Source organism: Pseudomonas sp. CFBP 8771, assembly GCF_014841695.1.
Lineage (GTDB): Bacteria > Pseudomonadota > Gammaproteobacteria > Pseudomonadales > Pseudomonadaceae > Aquipseudomonas > Aquipseudomonas baltica.
Window position 1 is genome coordinate 490,692 of record NZ_JACYUJ010000002.1, and the last position, 25,478, is coordinate 516,169.

The 25,478-nt window shown below is 62.7% G+C and carries 21 protein-coding genes; 15 read left to right on the forward strand and 6 right to left on the reverse strand.

Features of this window, described 5'->3' with window-relative positions; genetic code table 11:
* The first annotated feature begins 7 nt into the window (after window positions 1-7).
* The 3 genes from gatB (at window position 8) to IFT80_RS06845 (ending at window position 3,051) form a co-directional block, all read left to right on the forward strand.
* Window positions 8-1,453, forward strand: coding sequence for an Asp-tRNA(Asn)/Glu-tRNA(Gln) amidotransferase subunit GatB (gene gatB / locus IFT80_RS06835; protein WP_122479519.1), 1,446 nt, complete (start codon window positions 8-10; stop codon window positions 1,451-1,453).
* A 149-nt stretch (window positions 1,454-1,602) separates the two neighbouring features.
* The gene (locus IFT80_RS06840; protein WP_240998815.1) at window positions 1,603-1,968 is read left to right on the forward strand and encodes a septal ring lytic transglycosylase RlpA family protein; all 366 of its coding nucleotides are present in this window, start codon (window positions 1,603-1,605) and stop codon (window positions 1,966-1,968) included.
* 57 nt (window positions 1,969-2,025) lie between these two features.
* Window positions 2,026-3,051, forward strand: coding sequence for a calcium/sodium antiporter (locus tag IFT80_RS06845; protein WP_122479736.1), 1,026 nt, complete (start codon window positions 2,026-2,028; stop codon window positions 3,049-3,051).
* A gap of 13 nt (window positions 3,052-3,064) precedes the next feature.
* Here the strand turns inward: IFT80_RS06845 and IFT80_RS06850 are convergent, their stop codons facing one another.
* From IFT80_RS06850 to IFT80_RS06875, 6 genes are all read right to left on the reverse strand, one after another.
* Window positions 3,065-4,420 carry an amino acid permease gene (locus IFT80_RS06850; RefSeq protein WP_122479521.1) on the reverse strand — a complete coding sequence of 452 codons (1,356 nt, stop codon included), beginning with the start codon at window positions 4,418-4,420 and terminating at the stop codon, window positions 3,065-3,067.
* A gap of 45 nt (window positions 4,421-4,465) precedes the next feature.
* The gene (locus IFT80_RS06855) at window positions 4,466-5,407 is read right to left on the reverse strand and encodes an AEC family transporter (protein ID WP_185794060.1); all 942 of its coding nucleotides are present in this window, start codon (window positions 5,405-5,407) and stop codon (window positions 4,466-4,468) included.
* A gap of 208 nt (window positions 5,408-5,615) precedes the next feature.
* On the reverse strand, window positions 5,616-6,527 hold the full coding sequence (gene kdgD, locus IFT80_RS06860) for a 5-dehydro-4-deoxyglucarate dehydratase (protein WP_122479523.1): 912 nt from the start codon (window positions 6,525-6,527) through the stop codon (window positions 5,616-5,618).
* 266 nt (window positions 6,528-6,793) lie between these two features.
* A complete protein-coding gene (locus IFT80_RS06865) occupies window positions 6,794-7,543 on the reverse strand; it encodes a FadR/GntR family transcriptional regulator (RefSeq protein WP_122479524.1) in 750 nt (249 codons plus the stop codon).
* Window positions 7,544-7,697: 154 nt separating this feature from the next.
* Window positions 7,698-8,258 (reverse strand): response regulator transcription factor, encoded by a 561-nt coding sequence (locus IFT80_RS06870; protein ID WP_192137024.1) that lies wholly within the window; start codon window positions 8,256-8,258, stop codon window positions 7,698-7,700.
* Complete coding sequence (locus IFT80_RS06875; RefSeq protein WP_122479526.1) at window positions 8,255-9,514, reverse strand: ATP-binding protein; 1,260 nt, start codon at window positions 9,512-9,514, stop codon at window positions 8,255-8,257. Before IFT80_RS06875 ends, IFT80_RS06870 begins: the two co-directional genes overlap by 4 nt.
* 169 nt (window positions 9,515-9,683) lie before the next feature.
* Here IFT80_RS06875 and IFT80_RS06880 point away from each other — a divergent pair, with 169 nt between their 5' ends.
* The 12 genes from IFT80_RS06880 (at window position 9,684) to IFT80_RS06935 (ending at window position 25,190) form a co-directional block, all read left to right on the forward strand.
* Window positions 9,684-10,394 carry an SIMPL domain-containing protein gene (locus tag IFT80_RS06880; protein ID WP_192057685.1) on the forward strand — a complete coding sequence of 237 codons (711 nt, stop codon included), beginning with the start codon at window positions 9,684-9,686 and terminating at the stop codon, window positions 10,392-10,394.
* 62 nt (window positions 10,395-10,456) lie between these two features.
* Entirely contained in the window at window positions 10,457-12,058 is a 1,602-nt protein-coding gene (locus IFT80_RS06885) for an ABC transporter substrate-binding protein (protein WP_192057686.1), read from the forward strand.
* A gap of 256 nt (window positions 12,059-12,314) precedes the next feature.
* On the forward strand, window positions 12,315-13,916 hold the full coding sequence (locus IFT80_RS06890; RefSeq protein ID WP_185794064.1) for an ABC transporter substrate-binding protein: 1,602 nt from the start codon (window positions 12,315-12,317) through the stop codon (window positions 13,914-13,916).
* A 212-nt stretch (window positions 13,917-14,128) separates the two neighbouring features.
* Window positions 14,129-15,727 (forward strand): ABC transporter substrate-binding protein, encoded by a 1,599-nt coding sequence (locus IFT80_RS06895; RefSeq protein ID WP_122479530.1) that lies wholly within the window; start codon window positions 14,129-14,131, stop codon window positions 15,725-15,727.
* 161 nt (window positions 15,728-15,888) lie between these two features.
* Window positions 15,889-17,268 carry an OprD family porin gene (locus IFT80_RS06900; protein ID WP_122479531.1) on the forward strand — a complete coding sequence of 460 codons (1,380 nt, stop codon included), beginning with the start codon at window positions 15,889-15,891 and terminating at the stop codon, window positions 17,266-17,268.
* Between the two features lie 72 nt (window positions 17,269-17,340).
* A complete protein-coding gene (locus IFT80_RS06905) occupies window positions 17,341-18,936 on the forward strand; it encodes an ABC transporter substrate-binding protein (RefSeq protein WP_192137026.1) in 1,596 nt (531 codons plus the stop codon).
* A 76-nt stretch (window positions 18,937-19,012) separates the two neighbouring features.
* The gene (locus IFT80_RS06910) at window positions 19,013-20,023 is read left to right on the forward strand and encodes an ABC transporter permease subunit (RefSeq protein WP_122479533.1); all 1,011 of its coding nucleotides are present in this window, start codon (window positions 19,013-19,015) and stop codon (window positions 20,021-20,023) included.
* A gap of 10 nt (window positions 20,024-20,033) precedes the next feature.
* Entirely contained in the window at window positions 20,034-20,945 is a 912-nt protein-coding gene (locus IFT80_RS06915) for an ABC transporter permease subunit (protein WP_049861914.1), read from the forward strand.
* A 10-nt stretch (window positions 20,946-20,955) separates the two neighbouring features.
* Window positions 20,956-21,924 carry an ABC transporter ATP-binding protein gene (locus IFT80_RS06920; protein WP_192137028.1) on the forward strand — a complete coding sequence of 323 codons (969 nt, stop codon included), beginning with the start codon at window positions 20,956-20,958 and terminating at the stop codon, window positions 21,922-21,924.
* Window positions 21,924-22,892, forward strand: coding sequence for a peptide ABC transporter ATP-binding protein (locus tag IFT80_RS06925; RefSeq protein ID WP_122479535.1), 969 nt, complete (start codon window positions 21,924-21,926; stop codon window positions 22,890-22,892). Before IFT80_RS06920 ends, IFT80_RS06925 begins: the two co-directional genes overlap by 1 nt.
* Window positions 22,893-22,985: 93 nt before the next feature.
* Window positions 22,986-24,365 carry an exodeoxyribonuclease VII large subunit gene (gene xseA, locus IFT80_RS06930; RefSeq protein WP_192137029.1) on the forward strand — a complete coding sequence of 460 codons (1,380 nt, stop codon included), beginning with the start codon at window positions 22,986-22,988 and terminating at the stop codon, window positions 24,363-24,365.
* Window positions 24,366-24,368: 3 nt separating this feature from the next.
* Entirely contained in the window at window positions 24,369-25,190 is an 822-nt protein-coding gene (locus IFT80_RS06935; protein ID WP_192137031.1) for a M23 family metallopeptidase, read from the forward strand.
* The last annotated feature ends 288 nt before the right edge of the window (window positions 25,191-25,478 follow it).

A 25,478-nucleotide genomic window follows, 5' to 3' on the forward strand; every position in this document is an offset into this window, starting at 1 on the left:
AAACATCATGCAATGGGAAGTCGTGATCGGGCTGGAGATTCATACCCAGCTCGCCACCCAGTCGAAGATTTTCTCCGGCAGCTCCACTACCTTCGGCTCCGAGCCGAACACCCAGGCCAGCCTGGTCGACCTGGGCATGCCCGGCGTACTGCCGGTGCTGAACCAGGAAGCCGTGCGCATGGCCGTGATGTTCGGCCTGGCAATCGACGCCGAAATCGGCCAGCACAACGTGTTCGCGCGCAAGAACTACTTCTATCCCGACCTGCCCAAGGGCTATCAGATCAGCCAGATGGAGCTGCCGATCGTCGGCAAGGGCCACCTGGACATCACCTTGGAAGACGGCACGGTCAAGCGTATCGGCGTGACACGCGCGCACCTGGAAGAAGACGCCGGCAAGAGCCTGCACGAGGACTTCAGCGGCAGCACCGGCATCGACCTCAACCGTGCCGGCACACCGCTGCTGGAAATCGTTTCCGAGCCCGACATGCGCAGTGCCAAGGAAGCCGTGGCGTACGTCAAGGCCATGCATTCGCTGGTCCGTTACCTGGGCATCTGTGACGGCAACATGGCCGAAGGCTCGTTGCGCTGTGACTGCAACGTGTCGATCCGGCCCAAGGGCCAGGTCGAGTTCGGCACCCGCTGCGAGATCAAGAACGTCAACTCGTTCCGCTTCATCGAGCGCGCCATCAACAGCGAGATCGCACGCCAGATCGAACTGATCGAAGACGGCGGCAAGGTCATCCAGCAGACCCGCCTGTACGACCCGAACAAGGACGAGACACGCGCCATGCGCAGCAAGGAGGAAGCCAACGACTACCGTTACTTCCCCGACCCCGATCTGCTGCCGGTGGTGATCGAGGATTCGTTCCTGGAAACCACCCGGGCCACCCTGCCCGAGTTGCCGCCCGCCAAGCGCGAGCGCTTCAAGAACGAGTTCGGCCTGTCTGCCTACGATGCCAGCGTCCTCGCTTCGAGCCGTGAGCAGGCGGACTTCTTCGAGCAGGTGGTGGCCAGCTGCGCCGATGCCAAGCTTGCCGCCAACTGGGTCATGGTCGAGCTGGGCAGCCTGTTGAACAAGCAGGGTGTGGAAATCGAGGAGTCGCCGGTCAGCGCCGCACAACTGGGTGGCATGCTGCAGCGCATCAAGGACAACACCATCTCCGGCAAGATCGCCAAGATGGTTTTCGAAGCCATGGCCAACGGTGAAGGCGATGCCGACCAGATCATCGAGGCGCGTGGCCTGAAACAGGTCACCGACAGCGGGGCAATCGAGAAGGTGCTCGACGAAGTGCTGGCTGCCAATGCCGAGCAGGTCGAACAGTACCGCGCGGCAGACGAAGCCAAGCGCGGCAAGATGTTCGGCTTCTTCGTCGGCCAGGCAATGAAAGCCTCGAAGGGCAAGGCCAATCCGCAGCAGGTCAACGAGCTGCTCAAGAGCAAGCTGGCCGGTTGATGCGCCGACGCCTTTTCTGTAGCAGCGGCGCGAGCCGCGTCCGGCGCAGTTGTAGCAGCGGCGCGAGCCGCGTCCGGCTTCAACGCGGTGAAGCAAACGGACCGCGTATACCGCCGACGCGGTTTGCGCCGCTGCTACAGGCGCTGCGTGTGTGCTGTGTCGGTGCAATTGCCGTGCTGGCGGGCTGCGCCGGCCAGAACGACCTCATCGACCCGCGCGGCTACAACCGCGAGGGGGTCGCTTCCTACTACGGCGCACGCCATCATGGTGCTCGCACCGCCAGTGGCGAACGCTTCGATCAATACGGTCTCACCGCTGCCCACCGCCAGCTTCCATTCGGTACCCGGGTAGTGGTGACCAATTTGTCCAACAAGCGCAATGTAGTGGTGCGGATCAACGATCGCGGCCCACACTCGCGCGGGCGCCTGATCGATGTGTCGAAAGGCGCTGCCGAAGAATTGGGCATGCTGCGCAGCGGCACGGCCAGAGTGCGCGTGCAGACCTTGCAAGACTGACCTGGAGCCACCCTTATCCCCGATCTTGCCACCCTGCCCGGCCCGACCTTGCTGCAATTGTTCGCAGGGCTGCTGCTGCTGATTGCCGGCGCCGAGTGCCTGGTGCGCGGCGCCGTGCGCCTGGCGGCCGCGCTCAAGATCAGGCCGCTGGTAGTGGGCCTGGGCGTGGTTGCGCTGGGCAGCAGTGTGCCGCAGCTGGCCGTCAGCCTGCAGGCGACGTTCGTCGGTACGCCGGACATCGCCGTCGGCAGCCTTGTGGGCAGCAATATCTTCAGTTTGCTGGTGACCCTGGGGCTGTCCGCGCTGATCATTCCGCTACGGGTTTCGCGGCAACTGCTGCGGCTCGATATTCCTCTGTTGATCGCAGCCAGTGCGCTGGTGTTCGGGCTGGCCCTGAACGAGCAGTTGGGGCGCCTGGAAGGCGGCGTCCTGCTTCTGGCCCTGGTCGGCTATCTGGGCGTGCTGTGGCGCCAGTCTCGGCATCCGGGCCGGGTGGCGACAGCCCAGGGCACAGCGCCCTGGCTCAAGTGCCTGGGCATGATGCTCGGCGGCTTGCTGCTGCTGGGCGCGGGCAGCCACTGGCTGCTGGAAGCGGCGCTGGAGCTGGCCACCGATTTCGGCTTGTCGGACCGGGTGATCGGGTTGACCATCGTGGCCGTCGGCACCTCACTGCCGGAACTGGCGACGTCGTTGGTCGCCGCCTTTCGCGGTCACCGCGAGATCGCAGTGGGCAACGTCATCGGCAGCAACCTGTTCAACCTGCTCGGTGTGCTCGGCCTGACCGCAGTGCTGGCACCTGCGCCCCTGAGCGTGTCACCCAACGCGCTGGACTTCGACCTGCCGGTGATGCTCGGCGTCACCCTGCTGTGCCTGCCGCTGTTCTATTCCGGATACCGGGTCACGCGGATCGAAGGGCTGGTGCTGCTGGGGTTGTACGTCGCGTATGGCCTGCACGTGGTGGCGTTCACCACGGGCATGCCATTGGCGGCCAGGCTGGAAGAGCTGATGCTGTTCTACGTGCTACCGTTGCTGGCGGCGGTGGTGCTGTGGGGCACCCTGCGCGCCTGGCGCCGACAGCACTGAGCCAGGCGGCCTCCTACCCTGCCCGACGCTTCTTGACCATCCAGGCCACGGCCAGCACCCCAAGCCACAAGGGAATCAACAGCACCGAAATGCGGATTCCCGGCGTCATGTACATGATCACCAGAATGCCCGCCAGGAACAGCAGGCATACCCAGTTGGTGATCGGGTAGCCCCAGCTGGGGAAGAACGTCGCCTGACCGTTGGCGCGCATGGCCTTGCGAAACTTCAGGTGAGTGATGCTGATGATGCCCCAGTTGATGACCAGTGCGGACACGGCCAACGCCATCAACAAGCCGAAGGCCTCGCCCGGCATCAGGTAGTTGATGACCACGCTCAACCCGGTCGCCATGGCGGAAATACCCAGCGCTTTCATGGGCACGCCACGGCGGTTGACCTTGAGCAGGGTCTTGGGCGCATCGCCCTGCACCGCCAGGCCGAACAGCATGCGGCTGTTGCAATAGACGCAGCTGTTGTACACCGACAGCGCCGCGGTCAGCACTACCACGTTGAGCACGGTTGCCACTACGTTGCTGTCCAGCGCATGGAAGATCATCACGAACGGGCTGCCACCTTCGACCACTTTCTGCCACGGATACAGCGACAACAAGATGGTCAGGGCGCCCACGTAGAACAGCAGGATCCGGTAGATCACCTGGTTGGTGGCCTTGGGGATGCTGCGCTTGGGATCATCGGCTTCGGCGGCGGTGATGCCGACCAGCTCCAGGCCACCGAAGGAAAACATGATGACCGCCATGGCCAGGGTCAATCCACCGATGCCGTTGGGGAAGAAGCCGCCGTATTGCCACAGGTTGGCGATGCTGGCGTCCGGCCCACCGCTGCCGGTGGCCAGCATCCAGGCGCCGAAGCCGATCATGCTGACGATGGCGGCCACCTTGATCAGCGAAAACCAGAACTCCATCTCGCCATAGATCTTCACCTGGAACATGTTGATCGCGTTGATCAGCACGAAGAACACCGCGGCCGAGGCCCAGGTCGGCACGTCCGGCCACCAGTACTTGATGTAGATGCCCACGGCGGTCAACTCGGCCATGCCTACCAGCACATACAGCACCCAATAGTTCCAACCGGACATGAAGCCGGCCAGGCCGCTCCAGTAGCGGTTGGCGAAATGGCTGAAGGTACCGGTGACCGGCTCTTCAACGACCATTTCGCCCAGCTGGCGCATGATGAAGAAGGCAATCAGGCCGCCGATGGCGTAACCCAGGATGACCGACGGGCCGGCCATGCCGATGGTCTGGGCGATGCCCAGGAACAGGCCGGTGCCGATCGCCCCGCCCAGGGCAATGAGCTGGATATGCCTGTTTTTCAGACCCCGATGCAGACCTTCGGGGGTGGATTGATCATCCATTGCGGTTCCTTAGCGGGTGAATGCTTGCGGGTGTGCAAGCAGCGTCTAGATCCAGCCGCCCCACTGCAACAGGAATATTCCGATATTGGTGGTGATGGCTGCCGCCAGGGTGGTGATGACGATGATGGCGGCGGCGAGCGAATAGTTGCCGCCGCTGGCCCGCACCATGACATAACCGACCGAGGCCGAAGGAGCGCCAATATACAGGAACAGAATGCCCAGTTCCGCCCCGCGAAAGCCCAACAGCCAGGCACCGAAGGTACCGACGATCGGCAGCAGGATCATTTTCACCGCGCTGGCACTCAGCGCCACCGAACCACTGCTGCGCAATGCGGCCAGCGACAGGGTCCCGCCGATGCAGATCAGCGCCAGCGGCAGGCTCATTTGCGCGACGTAGTCAGCGGAGGTCAGGATCCAGTTGGGAATGGGCACCTGCAACCAGGCGAAGGGCACGGCCAATACCACGCTGATGATCAACGGGTTGACCAGGATGCTCTTGCAGATGCTGAGCGGATCGGACTTGATGTTCGGGCTGTAGATCGCCAGCACCACTACCGACAGCGAGTTGTAGAGCACGATCACCAAACCGGCGAGGATCGAGCCCAGGGAGATGCCGTAGTCGCCATACATGCTGCCCGCCAGGGCCAGGCCGATGACACCGTTGTTGCCGCGAAAGGCGCCCTGGGTGAACACCCCACGGTCGACTTGCGGGCATCGCTTGGTGGCGATCCACCAGGCGATGGCGAAGCTGCCCACCGTGGCCACCACGAAATACACGAGCAGGCCCGGCTTGAGTGCAGAGCGCAGGTCGGCATGGTAGATGCCCAGAAACAGCAGCGACGGCATGCAGACGTTGAACACCAGGGCCGAGGCGGTCTTGATGAAGTTGTCGTTGATCCACTCGATCCGCTTCAGCCCGTAGCCGAGAAACAGCATGGCGAACACCGGAGCGGTCACGTTCAGGGTCTGCAGAAATAGGGCGAGCATGCCGGGGAACCTGTTGCCTGGGGTCAGGCGACAATGATAGCGAGGATGTGGGGGTCAGGCGGGGAAATTCTGGAAAGGTATGGCAGGCAGGGCCGCTTCGCGGGCAGAGGGCTGGCCCCCCGCCCCGCTCCCACAGAGATCCTCAGTGTCTGCAGGATTCCCATAGGAGCGGTCAGCGGCCGCGAAAGCCGCACTGCAGTTTCGAGACTTACTGCGGACCCATCTTGTCCATCAGGGCAGCGAGCATTTCGTACTCTTCGCCGGTCAGGTCGGTCAGCGGGGTGCGCACCGGGCCTGCGTCGTAGCCGGCAATCTTCGCGCCTGCCTTGACGATGCTGACTGCGTAGCCGGATTTACGATTGCGAATGTCCAGGTAAGGCAGGAAGAAGTCGTCGATCAACTTGCCCACGGTGACATGATCTTCAGCGGCGATTGCGCGGTAGAAGTCCATGGCGGTCTTCGGGATGAAGTTGAACACGGCGGACGAATACACCGGCACACCCAGAGCCTTGTAGGCCGCTGCATAGACTTCGGCGGTCGGCAGGCCACCCAGGTAGCTGAAGCGGTCGCCCAGGCGACGGCGGATCGACACCATCAGTTCGATGTCGCCCAGGCCGTCCTTGTAGCCGATCAGGTTCGGGCAGCTTTCGGCCAGGCGTTCCAGCAATGGCGCGTTCAAACGGCAGACATTGCGGTTGTAGACGATGACGCCGATGTTGACCGATTTGCACACGGCCTCGACGTGGGCGGCTACGCCGTCCTGGCTCGCTTCGGTCAGGTAGTGCGGCAGCAGCAGCAGACCCTTCGCGCCCAGGCGCTCGGCTTCCTGTGCATACTCGATGGCCTGGCGAGTGGAACCACCGACGCCGGCGAGGATAGGCACGCTGGTGGCGCAGGTGTCGACGGCAGTCTTGATCACTTGCGAGTATTCGCTGGCAGCCAGGGAGAAGAACTCACCGGTGCCGCCGGCGGCGAACAGGGCGCTGGCGCCGTAGGGGGCAAGCCATTCCAGGCGCTTGATGTAGCCTTCGCGATGGAAGTCGCCCTGGGCAGTGAAGTCGGTTACTGGAAAAGACAGCAGGCCGTGATTGAGGATGGACTTTAGTTCTTGTGGATTCATTGTTTGAACACCCTGAGTCGCATGGAAAATTGAACAACCAAGCAGCCATGGCTGGCTGATGTCGTACGTCATCGTACAACTACTTATGCAGTTCCTCAATAGGTTGAACGAAGTATTTTCAGATTGTCCCTGATGGGCTTCACCGAACGCCGAGACGACACACGGGATCCCCGTAGCAGCGGCGCAAGCCGCGTCCGGCCTCGCTGCGGTCTGCCAGATACACCTCGCCAGCCGCCGACGCGGCTTGCGCCGCTGCTACGGGGCGTTCAGCCCCTGCCCGCTTCGGCTTCCTGGTGCGCCTGGCGCAAACGCTCGCGGCTGTTGGTCAGGTGCAGGCGCATGGCTGCGCGTGCGGCATCGGAATCCTGGCGGGCGATGGCGTCGTAGATTTCCTCGTGCTCGCGACTGAGTCGGGTCATGTAGTGCTGCTGGTCGTCATGTGCCAGACGTGCCGAATTCAGGCGGGTGCGGGGAATGATGCTGGTGCCCAGGTGCGTCATGATGTCGGTGAAATAGCGGTTGCCAGTGGACAAGGCAATCTGCAGATGGAACTGGAAATCGGACGCCACTGCATCGCTGGCATGGGCCGCGCTTTCGTTCAGCGCATCGAGGGCCGCGCGCATCGCCGCCAGTTGCTCGGGCGAGCGACGGCTGGCGGCCAGCCCGGCGGACTCCACTTCCAGGCTGATACGCAGCTCGAGCACGGCGAGCACATCGCGCAAGGTCACGATGGTCGCCGGATCGATGCGAAAACCACTCGGGCTGGGCGTATCCAGCACGAAGGTGCCGATGCCGTGGCGGGTTTCGACCTGACCTGCCGCCTGCAGCCGGGAAATGGCTTCACGCACCACGGTCCGGCTGACGCCCTGCTCTTCCATGATGGCCGACTCGGTAGGCAGCTTGTCGCCACGCTTGAGGTCACCATCGAGGATGCGCTGGGTCAGCACGGCCACCAGTTCCTGGGCCAGGCTGCGCGGTTTGCGACGGGCGCGTGGGGCGGCGCTCTGAGTATCCATAGTGAAAGTCATTCTCGAAACGGTCGGTGATTGGAGCAATCATAGCCTAAAGCGGGTTGTACGATCATGGCATGAGCCGCCGCAGGGCCCGGCGGGCGGGCGAATGCCGCCTACCCGGGCGCGCAGGGCGCCAGCCAGAGCGCTCCACGCGAATTTACCGACGCACGGGGCGTTTCTGCAATTTGCGTTGCAGGGTACGCCGGTGCATACCCAGCGCTCGCGCCGTGGCGGAAATGTTGCCGGCGTGCTCGGTGAGCACTCGCTGGATGTGCTCCCATTGCAGGCGGTCGACCGACATCGGGTTTTCCGGCACCAGCGTGTCGAGGTCAGCGTGTTCGGCCGACAGCGCCGCCAGTACGTCATCGGCGTCGGCGGGCTTGCACAGGTAGTTGCAGGCGCCACGCTTGATCGCCTCCACCGCAGTGGCGATGCTCGAATAGCCGGTGAGAATCACCACGCGCATTTCCGGATCCAGCTCCAGCAGCTTGGGCAGCAGCACCAGGCCCGAATCGCCTTCCATCTTCAGGTCCAGCGCGGCGTAGTCGGGTACATCGTCCTGGGCCAGCTTCAAGCCTTCCTCGGCGCTGCCTGCGGTGCTTACGCGAAAGCCTCGGCGGGTCATGGCACGGGCCATCACACGGGTAAACGTGGCGTCGTCGTCCACCAGCAACAGGTGCGGCAGCTCTTCGCCTTCGACTTGTTTTTCGTCAGTCATCGATCATCTCCTGGGACGCCACGGGGCAGGCGCAGCTCGGTGAGCGTGCCGCCCTCTTCATGACTATAGAGTTTTACCGAGCCGCCGGCGCGAGTCACGCTGGCCTTGCTCAAGAACAGGCCAAGGCCGAAGCCCTTGCCCTTGGTAGTGAAGAACGGTTTGCCGATCTGCTCGGCAATGGCCAGGGGAACACCCGCGCCGTGGTCGCGGATCACGATGAAGATGTCTTCACTGTCCCAGTCCAGCTTGACCTCGAGGTTGTCGGGGCAGGCATCGGCGGCGTTGTTGAGCAGGTTGAGCAGCGCCTGGGTGAGGTCCGGAGGCGGCGACAGGTGCGGCACCTCGCCTTGGCCCAGGCGGTGGAAACGGTAGCTGGACTCGGGGCGCATCAGATGCCAGCGATTGAGGGCTTCGTCGAGCCAGGCGGTGACCGGCTGATCGACCACGGCCATGCGTCGGTTGGCTTCGGCAGCCCGCACCAGTTGCTGGAGGGTTTCCTTGCACAGCTTGACCTGATCCTGCAGCACCTGCAGGTCTTCCTGCAGTTCAGGCTGGGGATGGTCCTGGCGCATTTCCTTGAGCAGCACGCTCATGGTGGCGAGCGGCGTACCCAGCTCATGGGCAGCGCCCGCAGCCTCGGTGGCCACGGCCAGCAGTTGCTGGTCACGCAGGCCCTCTTCGCGGCGCTGGGCACGCAGCTGTTCCTGGCGCCGCAGCTCCTCGGCCATCTTGGCAGCGAAGAAGGTAATCACCGAAGCAGCCAGGGCGAAGCTCAGCCACATGCCGTAGATCTGCAGGTTTTCACGGCCGATCGGCAGCGTGTCGAGGGGGTAGAAGTGCGCCAGCATGAAGGTGTAGCAGGCCAGCGCGATGCCTGAGAGCACCAGGGAGTAGACCCACGGCAGGGTCACGGCGGCAATGGTCAGGGGCACCAGGTAGTAGGACACGAACGGGTTGGCGCCGCCGCCCGAATAGTAGAGCAGGACACTGTGGATCAGCAGGTCGCAGGCCAGTTGCAGGGCGTACTCGAGCTCGGTGACCGGCAACGAGAAGCGCAGGCGCAGGACGGTCAGCGCGCAGAGTATGGCGGACACCGCCAGGGTGGTGCTCAGCGCCAGCCAGGGCAACGGCAGCAGGTGCGTCAGGTAGGCGAAACCAACCGAGCCGGCCTGAGCGGCCAGTACCAGGGTGCGGATGAAGGTCAGGCGCCAGAGGTTCTGGCGTGAAGCGGAAAGAGGCATAGGATGGGCGAGCATTTGCTCTCCAGTGAGCGCTGCAGGCGGATCGGTGCAAGTATAACCAACTCGACACGCCGACAGCGGAAACTGCGGCAAATGACCGCGCGAAACGCATGAACCAGGCATCGTTCAGGAACCGCATCCGGCCTGGCCAGTCTTACCCAGCACCTACAACAAGGAGTTTTCCATGCCCGTCATCACCCGCAGCGCCGCTTTGGTCCTTGGCGCGAGCCTGCTGGCCAGCCTTCCCGCGCTGGCCGACGAAGCCCGCTACAACCAGATTTCCCTGCGCGCCGAGGTCAGCCAGGAAGTGCCCCGCGACCTGATGCTCGTGACCCTCTACAGCGAAGAGCAGAACGCCGACCCGGCCAAGCTCGCCGCCGGAATTACCGACACCTTGAACAAAGCCCTCGCCCAGGCGCGCGAAGTCAAGGGCGTGATCGTGCGCCAGGGCAGCCGCAACAGCTACCCGATCTATGACGACAAAGGCCAGGCCATCACCGGCTGGCGCGAGCGCGCGGAAGTGCGCCTGGAAAGCGCCGATTTCCCCGCGCTGTCCAAACTCACCGGCGAACTGCTGCAGAGCCTGAAAATGGGCGCCATGGACTTCTCGATCGCCGACAAGACCCGCAAGCAGAGCGAAGACGCCCTGCTCAAGGAAGCCGTCGCTGCGTTCAAGGCCCGTGCTCAACTGGCCACCGACGCCTTGGGTGGCAAGAGCTACAAGGTGGTCAATCTCAACCTCAACAGCGCGGGCTATCCGCGGCCCTACGCGTCCGCCCCGATGATGATGAAAGCCGCCCGTTCCGACGCTGCCCCGGTAACCCCGGACGTGGAAGCCGGCACCAGCGAGGTCAGCATCAACGCTGATGGCGTCATCGAAGTCGTGATGCCTTGATGCGCTGCCGCCCTTGATCGGGCGGCCCTATCCCCTATTGCCATTCATCTGCCGAGGCCCCCATGCACATCCCCGCCTTCAAGCCACTGCTCCTGACCGCTGCCCTGTGTGCCGGGATGCCCATGGCCCAGGCCGCGAGCACCCTGGTGTACTGCTCCGAAGCCAGCCCCGCCGGCTTCGACCCCAGCCAATACACCAGCGGCACCGATTTCGACGCTTCAGCGGAAACCGTCTTCAATCGCCTGACCCAGTTCAAGCGCGGCGGCACCGAAGTCGAGCCTGGCCTGGCCACCTCCTGGGACGTATCGGCCGACGGTTTGAGCTACACCTTTCACTTGCGCGAAGGGGTCAAGTTCCACAGCACCGACTACTTCACGCCCAGCCGCGATTTCAACGCCGACGACGTGCTGTTCACCTTCCAGCGCCTGCTCGATCCCGAGCACCCCTTTCGCAAGGCCTACCCTTCGGAATCGCCCTACTTCACCGACATGGGCCTGAACACCAACATCAAGTCGGTCAGCAAACAGGACGAGCACACCGTCGTCTTCACCCTCGCCACGGTCGATGCCGCGTTCGTGCAGAACCTGGCCATGAGCTTCGCCTCGGTGCAATCCGCCGAATATGCCGCGCAGCTGCTCAAGCAGGGCAAGGCTGCCGACATCAATCAGAAACCGATCGGCACCGGCCCGTTCGTCTTCAAGCGCTATCAGAAGGATTCGCAGATCCGCTACGTTGCCAACAAGGCGTACTGGAAGCCTGAAGACGTCAAGCTCGACAACCTGATCTTCGCGATCAACACCGATGCTGCCGTGCGCCTGCAGAAACTCAAGGCCGGCGAATGCCAGGTCAGCGGCTATCCGCGTCCCGCCGACATCGAGGTGATGAAACAGGATCCCAACCTGCGTGTGCTCAGCCAGCCCGGCTTCAACCTGGGCTTCCTTGCCTACAACGTGACCCATCCGCCGCTCGATCAACTCAAGGTGCGTCAGGCACTGGACATGGCGATCGACAAGCCCGCCATCATCAAGGCGGTGTACCAGAGCGCCGGCCAACTGGCACAGAACGCCCTGCCCCCCGCGCAATGGTCTTACGACACGGGCATCAAGGACGCGCCCCACGACATCACCAAGGCCCGCGCGCTGCTCAAGGAAGCCGGGATCAAGGAAGGCACGACCATCGACCTGTGGGCCATGACGGTGCAGCGCGCTTCCAACCCCAACGCGCGCATGTCGGCGCAGATGATCCAGAGCGATTGGGCCAAGGTCGGCATCAAGGCCAACATCGTCAGCTACGAATGGGGCGAGTACATCAAGCGCGCCAAGAACGGCGAGCACGACACCATGATCTACGGCTGGACCGGCGACAACGGCGACCCCGACAACTGGCTCGGCGTGCTCTACAGCTGTGCGGCGGTCAAGGGCAGCAACTACGCCAAATGGTGCGACCCGGCCTACGACAAGCTGATCCAGCAGGCCAAGCTGAGCAGCGATCGCGACGAGCGTGTGAAGCTGTACCAGCAGGCGCAGCGTATCCTCAAGCAACAGGTGCCGATCACGCCCATCGCCAACTCCACGGTGTTCCAGCCCATGCGCAAGGAAGTTCAGGACTTCCGCATCAGCCCCTTCGGCCTGACCCCTTTCTACGGTGTCAGCCTCTCGCAGTGATACCTAACGCCCCATTGCAGTGCGCCAGCGTGGTGCAGTGGGGTCGATAAGCGTGTGTTCTGCTGCAAAACGTTATTGATCGTGCGTTCAACTATCGAAAAAATTATATCGATGCGACATTCGTGTACGCCCGTCCCACCGTTTCAACCCCGATTCGATGCAAACAGTTGATTTGGGTATGCCGCCTGCATAAGTATCGGCCGGGTCGGCCCACAAGGTCGCCCTCATTCTTAAAATGACAACAACTGAGGCCACCATGCTCAAAACCGCGGTCATTCCGTTCATCGTCGGGGCCGGCCTGCTTGCCAGCGCCCCTTTCGCCCATGCTGCGAGCAACCTTGTATTCTGCTCCGAAGGCAGTCCGGCGGGTTTTGACCCGGCGCTGTATACCAGTGGCACGGATTTCGACGCTTCTGCAGAAACCGTCTTCAACCGTCTGAGCCAGTTCGAGCGTGGCGGCACTGCGGTCATTCCTGGCCTGGCCACGAGCTGGGACATCTCCGAAGACGCACTGACCTACACCTTCCACCTGCGCGAAGGGGTCAAGTTCCACACCACCGACTACTTCAAGCCGTCCCGCGAATTCAACGCCGACGACGTGCTGTTCACGTTCAACCGCATGATCGACAAGAACATGCCGTTCCGCAAAGCCTATCCGACCGAGTTCCCGTACTTCACCGACATGGGCATGGACGAGAACATCACCAACATCGAGAAGCTCGACGACCACACCGTTCGCTTCACCCTGAAGACCGTCGACGCCGCCTTCATCCAGAACATGGCGATGAGCTTCGCTTCGATCCAGTCCGCCGAATACGCCGCCCAACTGCTCAAGCAGGGCAAGGCCGCCGACATCAACCAGAAGCCGATCGGCACCGGCCCGTTCGTGTTCAACCGCTACCAGAAAGACGCGCAGATTCGCTACAAGGGCAACAAGGACTACTGGAACCCGGATGACGTGAAGATCGACAACCTGATCTTCGCCATCACCACCGATGCATCGGTGCGCATGCAGAAACTCAAGAAGAACGAATGCCAGGTCAGCGTGTACCCACGCCCGGCCGACCTCAAGCCGCTCAAGGAAGACAACAAGCTGCAGATGCCTGACCAGGCCGGCTTCAACCTGGGCTACATCGCCTACAACGTCACCCATGAACCGCTCGGCAACCTCAAGGTCCGCCAGGCGCTGGACATGGCCGTGAACAAGAAAAGCATCATCGAAGCCGTGTACCAGGGCGCTGGCCAGCTGGCAGTGAACGCCATGCCGCCGACCCAGTGGTCCTACGACGAAAGCATCAAGGACGCCGGCTACAACGTGGAAGAGGCCAAGAAGCTGCTCAAGGAGGCCGGCGTCAAGGAAGGTACCGAGATCACCCTGTGGGCGATGCCGGTGCAGCGTCCCTACAACCCCAATGCCAAGTTGATGGCCGAGATGCTGCAATCGGACTGGGCCAAGGTGGGTATCAAGGCCAAGATCGTCAGTTACGAATGGGGTGAGTACCTCAAGCGAGCCAAGGCCGGCGAGACCGATGCCATGCTGATCGGCTGGAGCGGTGACAACGGTGACCCGGACAACTGGCTCGGCACCCTGTACGGCTGCGACGCGGTGAACGGCAACAACTTCTCGAAGTGGTGCGACAAGGACTACGACCAGTTGATCAAGACCGCCAAGGCCACGCCTGACCAGGCCAAGCGCACCGAACTGTACAAGCAGGCCCAGGTGCGCCTCAAGGAACAGGTGCCGATCACCCCGATCGCGCACTCCACGGTCTACCAGCCCATGAGCGCCAAGGTCACCGACTTCAAGATCAGCCCCTTTGGCTTGAACTCGTTCTATGGCGTAGGCCTGAAGGACTGACAAAGGCGTCTCCCCCATGCAGGCGAGCGATGGACCGGCAGGTCCGTCGCTCACTTTGCCTGCACAAACGCCAGGATCTTTCCCACAGCACTACCGGAATACGCCGACATACACCTTAGTCAAATGGAACTAGCTTTCCTTGGCGACGGCCGTCCTATTCCTGCCAGGGGACTGGCGACCCACGATCGGAAAACAACAAGACAGGGACTATCATGCGACATACAAAGCTTTGCTCCGCCATGCTCGCTCTGGGCCTGCTCGGCCAGGTCGGCCTCAGCCAGGCCGCGAACAGCCTGGTGTACTGCTCCGAAGGCAGCCCCGCAGGTTTCGACATCGCCCAGTACACCAGCGGCACCGACAACGATGCTTCGCAACCGATCTACAACCGCCTGACCGAATTCGAAAAAGGCGGGACCAGTGTCATTCCCGCACTGGCCACCAAATGGGACATCTCGGAAGACGGCCTGACCTACACCTTCCACCTGCGCGAAGGGGTCAAGTTCCACAGCAACGAGGCGTTCAAGCCAACCCGTGACTTCAACGCCGACGACGTGCTGTTCACCTTCAACCGCATGCTCGACCCCAACCAGCCGTTCCGCAAGGCCTACCCCACCGAGTTTCCCTACTTCGTCAGCATGAGCCTGGACAAGAACATCGCCAAGGTCGAAAAAGCTGACGACCACACCGTGGTGTTCACCCTCAACGCCGTGGATGCCGCGTTCGTGCAGAACATCGCCATGAACTTTGCCTCCATCCTGTCCGCCGAGTACGCCGACCAGCTGCTCAAGAGCGGCAACATGCGCGACATCAACCAGAAGCCGATCGGCACCGGCCCGTTCGCCTTCCAGCGTTACCAGAAGGACTCGCAGATCCGCTACAAGGCCAACCCGCAGTACTGGGACATGAGCCAGGTAAAGGTCGACCAGTTGATCTTCGCCATCAACACCGATGCTTCGGTGCGCATGCAGAAGCTCAAGAAGAACGAGTGCCAGGTGACGGCCTACCCACGCCCCGCCGACCTCGCGGGCCTCAAGGCAGACCCCAAGCTCAAGGTCATGGAGCAGGCTGGCTACAACCTGGGCTACATCACCTACAACGTGCGCCACAAGCCGTTCGACCAGCTGGAAGTGCGCCAGGCGATGGACATGGCGGTGAACAAGGACGCCATCCTCAAGGCCGTCTACCAGGGTGCCGGGCAAAAAGCAGTCAATGCCATGCCGCCGACCCAGTGGTCCTACGACGAGAGCATCAAGGACGCACCTTTCGACCCGGAGAAAGCCAAGCAGATGCTGCAGGCCGCCGGGGTCAAGGAAGGCACCGAGATCACCCTCTGGGCCATGCCCGTGCAGCGTCCGTACAACCCCAACGCCAAGCTGATGGCTGAAATGCTGCAGGCCGACTGGGGCAAGATCGGCCTCAAGGTCAAGATCGTCAGCTACGAATGGGGCGAGTACCTGGACCGCACCAAACGTGGCGAACACGACGTCTCGCTGATTGGCTGGACTGGCGACAACGGTGACCCGGACAACTGGTTGGGCACGCTGTACAGCTGCGATGCGATTGGCAGCAACAACTACTCGATGTGGTGCAACCAGGACTACGACAAGCTGGTGCAGCAGGCCAAGCGCGTGACCGATCGCGACGAGCGCAGCGTGCTCTATCGCCAGGCGCAGCAGTTGCTCAAGCAGCAGGTGCCGATCACCCCGATCGCCCACTCCACCGTCAACCAGCCGGTCAGCGCCAAGGTCGACGGCTTCAAGGTCAGCCCGTTCGGGCGTAACGATTTCGGCGGCGTAAGCGTCCGCGACTAGATAAGCCCAGCCCTCCCAAACCCATGGTCGTGCCATGGGTTTGGGGAGCTTTTGGCAAAAAAGAGCAAGCAAACGTTTGCAACTGTCACCACCCGCCATGGATTGGGCACAAGCCGCCTCGATAAAGCGGCAATAAAACCAAAAAATGTAAGGAGCTTCAGTTGAAAATCACCAAGAGAGCAGTACTCACGTTGTCCTTGAGCGGTTTCACGCCCCTGGCCCTGGCCGAAGAAGTCAGCCAGGCTTTCGTCCCTCTTAGCGTCAAGACCAGCAGCGCCCAGGATGAAGCCCAGGGCTTCATCGAGGACTCGAGCCTGACCGGCTCGACGCGCAACTGGTTCGCCAAGGAAAAAGGCAAGCGCGGCCTGACCTGGGGCATCAACAAAGGCAACGGCGCCACCGAACGCACCGGCAGCCGCGATACCTGGGTACAGGGCACCATCGTCAACTACACCTCGGGCTTTACCCAAGGCACGGTAGGTTTCAGTACCGAAGTGGCGGCCTACAACACCGTGGCTCTGGAGCAAGGCAAAGGCCGCGTGGCTGGCGGCGGCAACCGCACCCTGACCGACCACGACGGCGAAGTGGTCGACCAGTGGACCAAGGCAGGCCTGGCCAACCTCAAGGCACGGGTTTCAAACACGGTGGTGACCGCCGGGCGGCAATCGCTGAACACACCGGTGCTGGCCTTCATCGGCAACCGTGCCCTGCCCTCCAGCTTCGAGGGTGTCAGCGTGCACAGCGCCGAGTTCGACAACCTCGATTTCGACCTCGGTACGTTCAGCCGGGTGTCGCCGCGCACCGAGCAGGGCCTGAGCAAATTCAGGACCGAGTACGGCAACGGCACCACTACCGATCAGGTCAACATCTTCGGCCTCAACTACCAGCCGCTGAAAAGCCTGACCACCAGCCTGTACGCGTCCAACGTCAAGGATCTCTGGAACCAGTACTATTTCGGCGCAGCCCATGAATTGGGGGATGCCTCGGTACTGAGCCTGAGCACCGGGTTCAACTATTACAAGACCAAGGATGCGGGCAGCGCCAAGATGGGTGCCATCGACAACGACACCTACAGCCTGTCGTTGACCGCGACGCACAAGGCGCACAGCCTGACCCTGGCCTTCCAGGAAGTGAACGGCGACGAATACTTCGACTATTTGCACGAGACCAACGCCATCTTCCTGGCCAACTCGCTGTTCTCCGACTACAACGGCCCGAACGAAAAATCGTTCCAGGTCGGCTACGGGCTGGACATGGCCAGCTATGGCGTACCGGGGCTCAAGTTCAGCGTCTACACCGCGCGCGGCTGGGGCATCGATGGCACGCGCTACAAGGGTGGCGGCTATGACGGCATTCAGGCTCAGGACGGCGAAAGCCATTACGAGTACGGCTTCGGCACCTCATACGCCGTGCAGGGCGGGCCATTGAAGGCCAGCACCATTCGCGCGACCTACAGTGCCCACCGCGCCAGCGCCAATCAGGTCGATGGCAGCCTCAACGAGCTGCGCATCGTCACTACCATTCCGTTCCAGATTCTTTGATCGGCGAGCGCTGCCCGTGGTTCGCCGAATCACGGGCAGCGACTACGCTTACGTGCGATTGCGAGGGCAACGATGAAAACGCTATCACTCAAGGCTGCCGTAGCCGCCGCCCTGCTCGGCATGAGCCTGGGCGCCAGTGCCAAACCGCTGGTGGTCTGCACCGAAGCCAGTCCCGAAGGTTTCGATATCGTTCAGTACACCGGTGCGGTGACGGCCGACGCCTCAGCCGAAACGGTGTTCAACCGCCTCGTCGACTTCACGCCGGGCAGCACCGATATCCAGCCCGGCCTGGCACGAAGCTGGGACATCAGCGAAGACGGCAAGACCTACACTTTCCACCTGCGCGAGGGCGTGAAGTTCCATACCACGGACTACTTCAAGCCGACCCGCAACCTCACTGCCGACGACGTGCTGTGGAGCTTCATGCGCCAGTTCGATGCCAACCACCCCTGGCATGACAAATCGACCATGGGCTATCCGTACTTCGAATCGATGGGCATGGGTGAGTTGATCCAGAGCATCGACAAGCTTGACGAGCTGACCGTGCGTTTCGTGCTCAAGCGCCCAGAGGCGCCCTTCCTGCGCGACATGGCAATGGGCTTCACCTCGATCTATTCCGCCGAATATGCCGACCAGCTGCTCAAGGCCGGCAAGACCGCCGAGCTGAACAGCAAGCCGATCGGCACCGGCCCCTTCGTGTTCGTGCGCTACAGCAAGGACGCCCAGGTTCGCTACAAGGCCAACCCCGACTATTACAACGGCAAGCCACCGGCCGACCCGCTGATCTTCGCCATCACCGTGGACAACAACGTGCGGGCGCAGAAGCTGCGCGCCAACGAATGCCAGGTCGCGGTGTACCCCAAGCCGGACGACGTGCCCGGCATCAAGGCCGACCCGCAGCTCAAGATCGCGGAAATGGACGCCCTGATGACCAGCTACGTGGCCATCAACACCACCCACAAGTACCTGAGCGACGTGCGCGTGCGCCAGGCCATCCAGATGGCCTTCGACAAGCAGACCTTCGTGCGTACGCTGTTCGGCGAAGGCAACGCAACGCCGGGCGTGGGCCCCTACCCGACCACCCTGCTGGGCTACAATCATTCCCTGAAGGACTTGCCCTACGATCCGGCCAAGGCCCGGGCGCTGCTCAAGGAAGCCGGCGTTCCGGAAGGTACGTCGTTCACCATCTTTGCGCGCAATGGCAGCAGCCCGACCAACCCCAATTCCAGCCTGGCGGCGCAGCTGCTCCAGGCGGACCTGGCCAAGGTAGGCATCAAGCTGGATATTCGCGTGCTGGAGTGGGGCGAGTTGATCAAGCGCCTGAAACTGGGCGAACATGACCTGGCTTTCTACGGTTGGGCCGGCGACAACGGCGATCCGGACAACTTTCTCAGCCCGAACCTGACGTGTGAAGCGGCGAAGAACGGCGAAAACGCCGCTCGCTGGTGCAACCCGGAGTTCGATGCATTGGTGAACAAGGCCCGCGAAGCCACTGAACCGGCGGCGCGCGCGGCGTTCTACGAACAGGCACAGGTCATTTTTCTCAAAGAGCAACCCTGGTTGAGCCTGGCGTATCCACGCCTGTTCTCGGCCATGCGCAAGAACGTCGAAGGCTTCCACATAAGCCCGATGACCAATAATAACTTCTCCACCACCCAGGTGAAGTAGAAAAAGACGCCCCGCTTCGGCGCCCATCCGGGCGGACGCGGGGCATGCCTAACCGGCTGATGAGGTACTACGCACGATGTTTAGTTTTATTGCCCGACGTGTGGGATTGCTGATCCCCACTTTCTTCGGCATCACGCTATTGACCTTCGCGTTGATACGCCTGATTCCCGGTGACCCTGTCGAAGTGATGATGGGCGAGCGTCGGGTCGACCCCGAAATGCACGCACAGGCGATGGAACGCCTGGGTCTGAACAAGCCCCTGTATGCCCAGTACCTGGACTACATCGGCAACCTTGCCCAGGGCAACCTGGGCGAGTCGCTGCGGACCCGTGAAAGCGTGTGGACCGAGTTCACCGCACTGTTTCCGGCCACCCTGGAGCTGTCCATTGCCGCGCTGATCTTCGCCGGCATTCTGGGCCTGCTCGCCGGGGTAATCGCCGCGCTCAAGCGAGGCTCCCTGTTCGATCACGGGGTCATGGGCATCTCCCTGGCCGGCTATTCCATGCCGATTTTCTGGTGGGGCCTGATCCTGATCATGTTCTTCTCGGTGACCCTGGGCTGGACGCCGGTCTCCGGGCGCATCGACCTGTTGTACGACATCGAGCCGAAAACCGGCTTCATGCTCATCGACACGCTGTTCAGCGAAGACGAAGGCGCCTGGTGGGATGCTCTGCACCACCTGATTCTGCCGGCCATCGTATTGGGCACCATCCCGCTTGCGGTGATCGCGCGCATGACCCGTTCCTCGATGCTCGAAGTGCTGCGCGAGGACTACGTGCGCACGGCGCGCGCCAAGGGCCTGTCGCCGGCCCGCGTGGTCTTCGTGCACGGCCTGCGTAACGCGCTGATTCCGGTGCTGACGGTGTTCGGCCTGCAGGTCGGCACGCTGCTGGCCGGTGCGGTACTGACCGAAACCATTTTCTCCTGGCCGGGCATCGGCAAGTGGCTGATCGAGGCCATCGGCGCCCGTGACTACCCTGTCGTGCAGAACGGCATCCTGTTGATCGCCTGCCTGGTGATCCTGGTCAACTTCGTCGTGGATATCCTCTACGGCCTGGCCAACCCACGCATCCGTCATCAGCGCTGAGACCCTATCCATGACTACGAAAATCGAAACGGTAGCGGTGGATCAGAGCCTGCTCTATCCCTCCCCGTACAAAGAATTCTGGCAGGCTTTTGCCAAGAACAAGGGCGCCGTGGCCGGCCTGGTGTTCATGCTGATCATCGTCTTCTGCGCGCTGTTCGCGCCCTGGGTGGCACCGCACAACCCCAGCGAGCAGTACCGCGACTTTCTCCTGACCCCGCCGGTATGGCTGGAAGGCGGCCAGTGGCAGTTCATCCTGGGCACCGACGAACTGGGCCGCGACCTGCTTTCGCGCCTGATCCAGGGTTCGCGGCTGTCGCTGCTGATCGGCCTGTCGTCGGTGGTGATGTCACTGATCCCGGGCATCCTCATGGGTCTGCTGGCCGGCTTTTTCCCACGCATCCTCGGGCCGTCGATCATGCGCCTGATGGACGTCATGCTGGCGCTGCCGTCGCTGCTGCTGGCAGTGGCCATCGTCGCCATTCTCGGCCCTGGCCTGATCAACACCGTGATCGCCATTGCCGTGGTGTCGCTGCCTTCCTACGTGCGCCTGACCCGCGCTGCGGTGATGGGTGAACTGAACCGCGACTACGTCACTGCCGCGCGGCTGGCCGGGGCAACGCTGCCACGCCTGATGTTCATTACCGTGCTGCCCAACTGCATGGCGCCGCTGATCGTGCAGGCCACTTTGAGTTTCTCCTCGGCGATTCTCGACGCCGCTGCGCTGGGCTTCCTGGGCCTGGGCGTGCAACCGCCGACGCCGGAATGGGGCACCATGCTGGCCTCGGCGCGGGACTACATCGAACGCGCCTGGTGGGTGGTGAGCCTGCCGGGTCTGACCATTCTGCTCAGCGTGCTGGCAATCAACCTGATGGGCGACGGGCTGCGCGATGCGCTGGACCCCAAACTCAAGAACGCCGCCTGAGGAGCCGACCATGTCACTTTTGAATATCAACAACCTGAACGTGCGCTTTGGCGACGCCAAGGCTGTGCCGGTCGTCGACGGGCTGGACCTCAGCGTGGACAAGGGCGAAGTGCTCGCCATCGTCGGCGAGTCGGGCTCGGGCAAGTCGGTGACCATGATGGCCCTGATGGGCCTGATCGACGCGCCCGGCATCGTCACGGCCGACTCGCTGCTGTTCGACGGCCACGACATGCTCAAGCTCAACGCACGGCAACGGCGCAAGGTGGTCGGCAAGGACCTGGCGATGATTTTCCAGGATCCGATGACCGCCCTGAACCCAAGCTACACCGTGGGCTTCCAGATCGAGGAGGTCTTGCGCCAGCATCTGGGCATGTCCGGCAAGGCCGCGCGCCAGCGGGCCCTGGAACTGCTCAAGAAGGTGGAAATTCCTGCGGCGGAAAGCCGTCTGGATGCCTACCCCCATCAACTGTCCGGTGGCATGAGCCAGCGCGTGGCAATCGCCATGGCGATTGCCGGCGAACCCAAGCTGCTGATCGCCGACGAACCCACCACTGCCCTGGACGTGACCATTCAGGCGCAGATCATGGAATTGCTGCTCAACCTGCAACAAGAGCAGAACATGGGCCTGATCCTGATCACCCATGACCTGGCCGTGGTGGCCGAAACTGCCCAGCGCGTGTGCGTGATGTACGCCGGCCAGGCGGTGGAGGTGGGCCACGTGCCGCAACTGTTCGATATCCCTGCGCACCCCTACAGCGAAGCGCTGCTGATGGCCATCCCCGAGCACAGCGAGGGCGCCGAACGCCTGGCCACCCTGTCCGGCATCGTCCCGGGCCGCTACGACCGTCCGCAGGGCTGCCTGCTTTCGCCACGCTGCCCGTACGTGCGTGAAAACTGCCGTACCGAACGCCCTGCCCTGGATCAGAAAACCCAGAGCCTGGCGCGCTGTTTCTACCCACTCAATCAGGAGGTGGCGTAATGAGCGTCGTACTGACCGCCCGCGACCTTACTCGCCACTACAACGTCTCGGCCGGGCTGTTCAAGCCTGATGCCGTGGTGCGCGCCCTCAATGGCGTGTCCTTCGAGCTCGAAGCCGGCAAGACCCTTGCCGTGGTCGGTGAATCGGGCTGCGGCAAGTCGACCCTGGCGCGTGCGCTGACCCTGATCGAAGAGCCTTCGTCCGGCTCGCTGCAGATTGCCGGCCAGGAAGTCGCCGGCGCCAGCAAGGCCGAGCGCAAGCAATTGCGCAAGGACGTGCAGATGGTCTTCCAGAGCCCCTATGCCTCGCTCAATCCGCGGCAGAAGATCGGCGATCAGCTGGGCGAGCCACTGCTCATCAACACCTCGCTGAGCAAGGCCGAGCGACGCGAGAAGGTCCAGGCAATGATGCAACAGGTCGGCCTGCGGCCCGAGCACTACCAGCGCTACCCGCACATGTTCTCCGGTGGTCAGCGCCAGCGTATTGCCTTGGCTCGTGCCATGATGCTGCAGCCAAAGGTGCTGGTCGCCGATGAGCCGACCTCGGCACTCGACGTGTCGATCCAGGCGCAGGTGCTGAACCTGTTCATGGACCTGCAGCAGGAGTTCAACACTGCGTACGTGTTCATTTCACACAACCTGGCGGTTGTGCGTCACGTGGCCGACCAGGTGCTGGTGATGTACCTGGGCCGGCCGGCGGAAATGGGGCCCAAGGAGGACATCTATACCCGGCCTCTGCACCCGTACACCCAGGCCCTGCTGTCGGCAACGCCGACCATCAAGCCCGATCCGCTCAAGCCCAAGATCAAGATCGTCGGCGAATTGCCCAACCCGTTGAATCCGCCGTCGGGCTGTGCATTCCACAAGCGTTGCCCGTACGCCACCGAACGCTGCAGCACGGAAATACCGGCGTTCCGGCCGGTGGATACGCGGCAAGTGGCGTGTCATTACGCCGAACAGTTCCTGTAACGCTTCAAGGCCTCTTCGCTCACTGTCGAAGAGGCCTTTTGCCTCCCCTTCCTCCCAGTGCATCCGCAGACGAATGTCTCTATGATGCCGAACATGATCAAAGACCCCTTCGCCCGCCTCAACCTCGATCGCGAGGTCATCACCGTCAGCCAGCTCAATGGCCGCGCCCGTGTATTGCTCGAAGACGTCTTCAGCAACATCTGGGTCGAAGGTGAAATCTCCAACCTGGCGCGTCCGGCGTCCGGCCACGTCTATTTCACCCTGAAGGACAGTGGTGCGCAGGTACGCTGCGCCTTGTTCAGGCAGAACGCCCAACGCGTGCGCCAGGTCCTCAAGGACGGCGCAGCGGTAAAGGTGCGTGGCAAGGTCTCGCTGTTCGAAGGCCGTGGTGACTATCAATTGATCCTCGATACCGTGGAGCCTGCCGGCGACGGCGCGCTGCGCATGGCGTTCGATGCGCTCAAGGTCAAGCTCGATGCCGAAGGCCTGTTCAGCAGGGAGCGCAAGGTTGCGCTGCCGGCTCACCCGCAACGCATCGGGATCGTCAGCTCGCCGACCGGTGCGGTGATCCGCGACATCATCAGTGTATTCCGTCGCCGCGCCCCGCAGATCCAGCTGACCCTGATCCCGACCGCCGTGCAAGGCCGCGAAGCCACCGCTCAGATCGTCCGCGCGCTGCGCCTGGCCGATGCGCGCGGGTTCGACGCGATCATCCTCGCCCGTGGCGGCGGTTCGCTGGAGGACCTCTGGTGCTTCAACGAAGAAGCCGTGGCGCGCGCCGTCGATGCCTGTGTGACGCCGATCGTCAGTGCCGTAGGCCACGAGACCGACGTGTCCATCAGCGACTTCGTGGCCGACGTACGTGCCCCTACTCCTTCGGCAGCTGCCGAACTGCTGGCCCCGGATGCCGGCGACCTGCAGCGCCGACTCGACAGCCTGCAGCGGCGCCTGGTGTTGCGCATGCACAATCGCCTGGCCCACGAACGCCTGCGTGTGGAAGGGCTGACCCGCCGCCTGCGCCATCCCGGCGAACGTCTGCGCCAACAGGCACAGCGCCTGGACGACCTGGACATGCGCATGCGCCGCGCCTTCGAACGGCAGATGACTGCGCGCGCGCACCGCCTGGCACAGTTGCAGACGCGGCTTGCCGGGCAGCACCCGGACCGAGTCCTGCGGCTGCTCAAACAGCGCCTGGATGGCCTGGCCGAGCGTCTGCCGCGGGCCATGCGCGACACCCTCAAGGCGCGTCGTCTGTTGCTGCAGAGCCAGGTGCAGACCCTGCACGTGGTCAGCCCATTGGCGACCCTCGGACGCGGCTACAGCATCCTGCTCGATGAGCGGGGCCAGGCCATCCGCAGCGCCGAGCAGACCCAGCGCGGTCAATGCCTGATCGCAAGGCTCGGCGAAGGCGAGCTTGCAGTGCGCGTCGAGGACAATCACCTCACGCCCGTTACCCTTTCCCTACTGGACTGATCCATGCCGCGTTTTCTCGTTGTCGCCCTGCTGATATGCCTGTCTTCGTTCGCCCAGGCGGACAGCTACATCACCCGGCTGTTGAACAAACCGGTGCCCGGCGGCGTGGTGGTGGTCGATCTGGGCAGCGCCAGCCAGGCACCAAAGGCCACCTACGATGGCAGGCAGGTGCTGGTGGTCAACGAGCAAGGCACCTGGCGCGCCATCGTAGGTATTCCATTGACGGTCAAGCCGGGCCCGGCGCAGTTGAGCGTGGCCGGGCGCACCGTCGCTTTTCAGGTGGGCAGCAAACAGTACCCGGAACAGCGGATCACTTTGAAGAATACACGGCAGGTCAACCCCAACCCGGCCGACATCAAACGCATCGACGGCGAACTGGCCGAGCAGCTGCGCGCCTATCGCAGCTTCAGCGCTGGCACGCCGAGCAACCTGCTGCTGGACAAGCCTGTCAGCGGACCGCTGTCGAGCAAGTTCGGCGTGCGGCGTTTCTTCAACGGCGAGGAGCGCAATCCGCACTCGGGCCTGGATTTCGCGGTGCCGGCCGGCACGCCGATCAAGACCCCTGCCAATGGCAAGGTGATTCTGGTGGGTGATTACTTCTTCAATGGCAACACCGTGTTCGTCGACCATGGGCAGGGCTTCATCAGCATGTTCTGTCACATGTCCAAGATCGACGTGAAGGTCGGGCAAAGCCTGGCACGCGGTGCAGTGGTCGGCCGGGTCGGCTCCACCGGCCGCGCGACCGGACCGCACATGCACTGGAATATCAGCCTCAACGATGCGCGGGTCGATCCGGCGATCTTCATCAACGCCTTTCAGCCTTGACCCACCGGAAATCCTCTCAGCACTGCTTGACCTGTGGGAGCGGGCTCTGCCCGCGAAGGCCGCACCGTCGACCCAGCGCATTGCGCCGCCCCTTAAAGCCACGCAATCTCTGGCACCCCTTTCCAAATCTTCAGCAATAAAATCTCGCCTGCCCCAAGATACCCAACTCTCCTACCATTTTTCTCAATACCCTTGCCATTTTTCACCCCACTGGTTAGGGTTGGGGTCATGAACACTGCACACACCCTCATCCAGCTCCGCCAACACCGCAGCCTCTGCCTGGTCGGT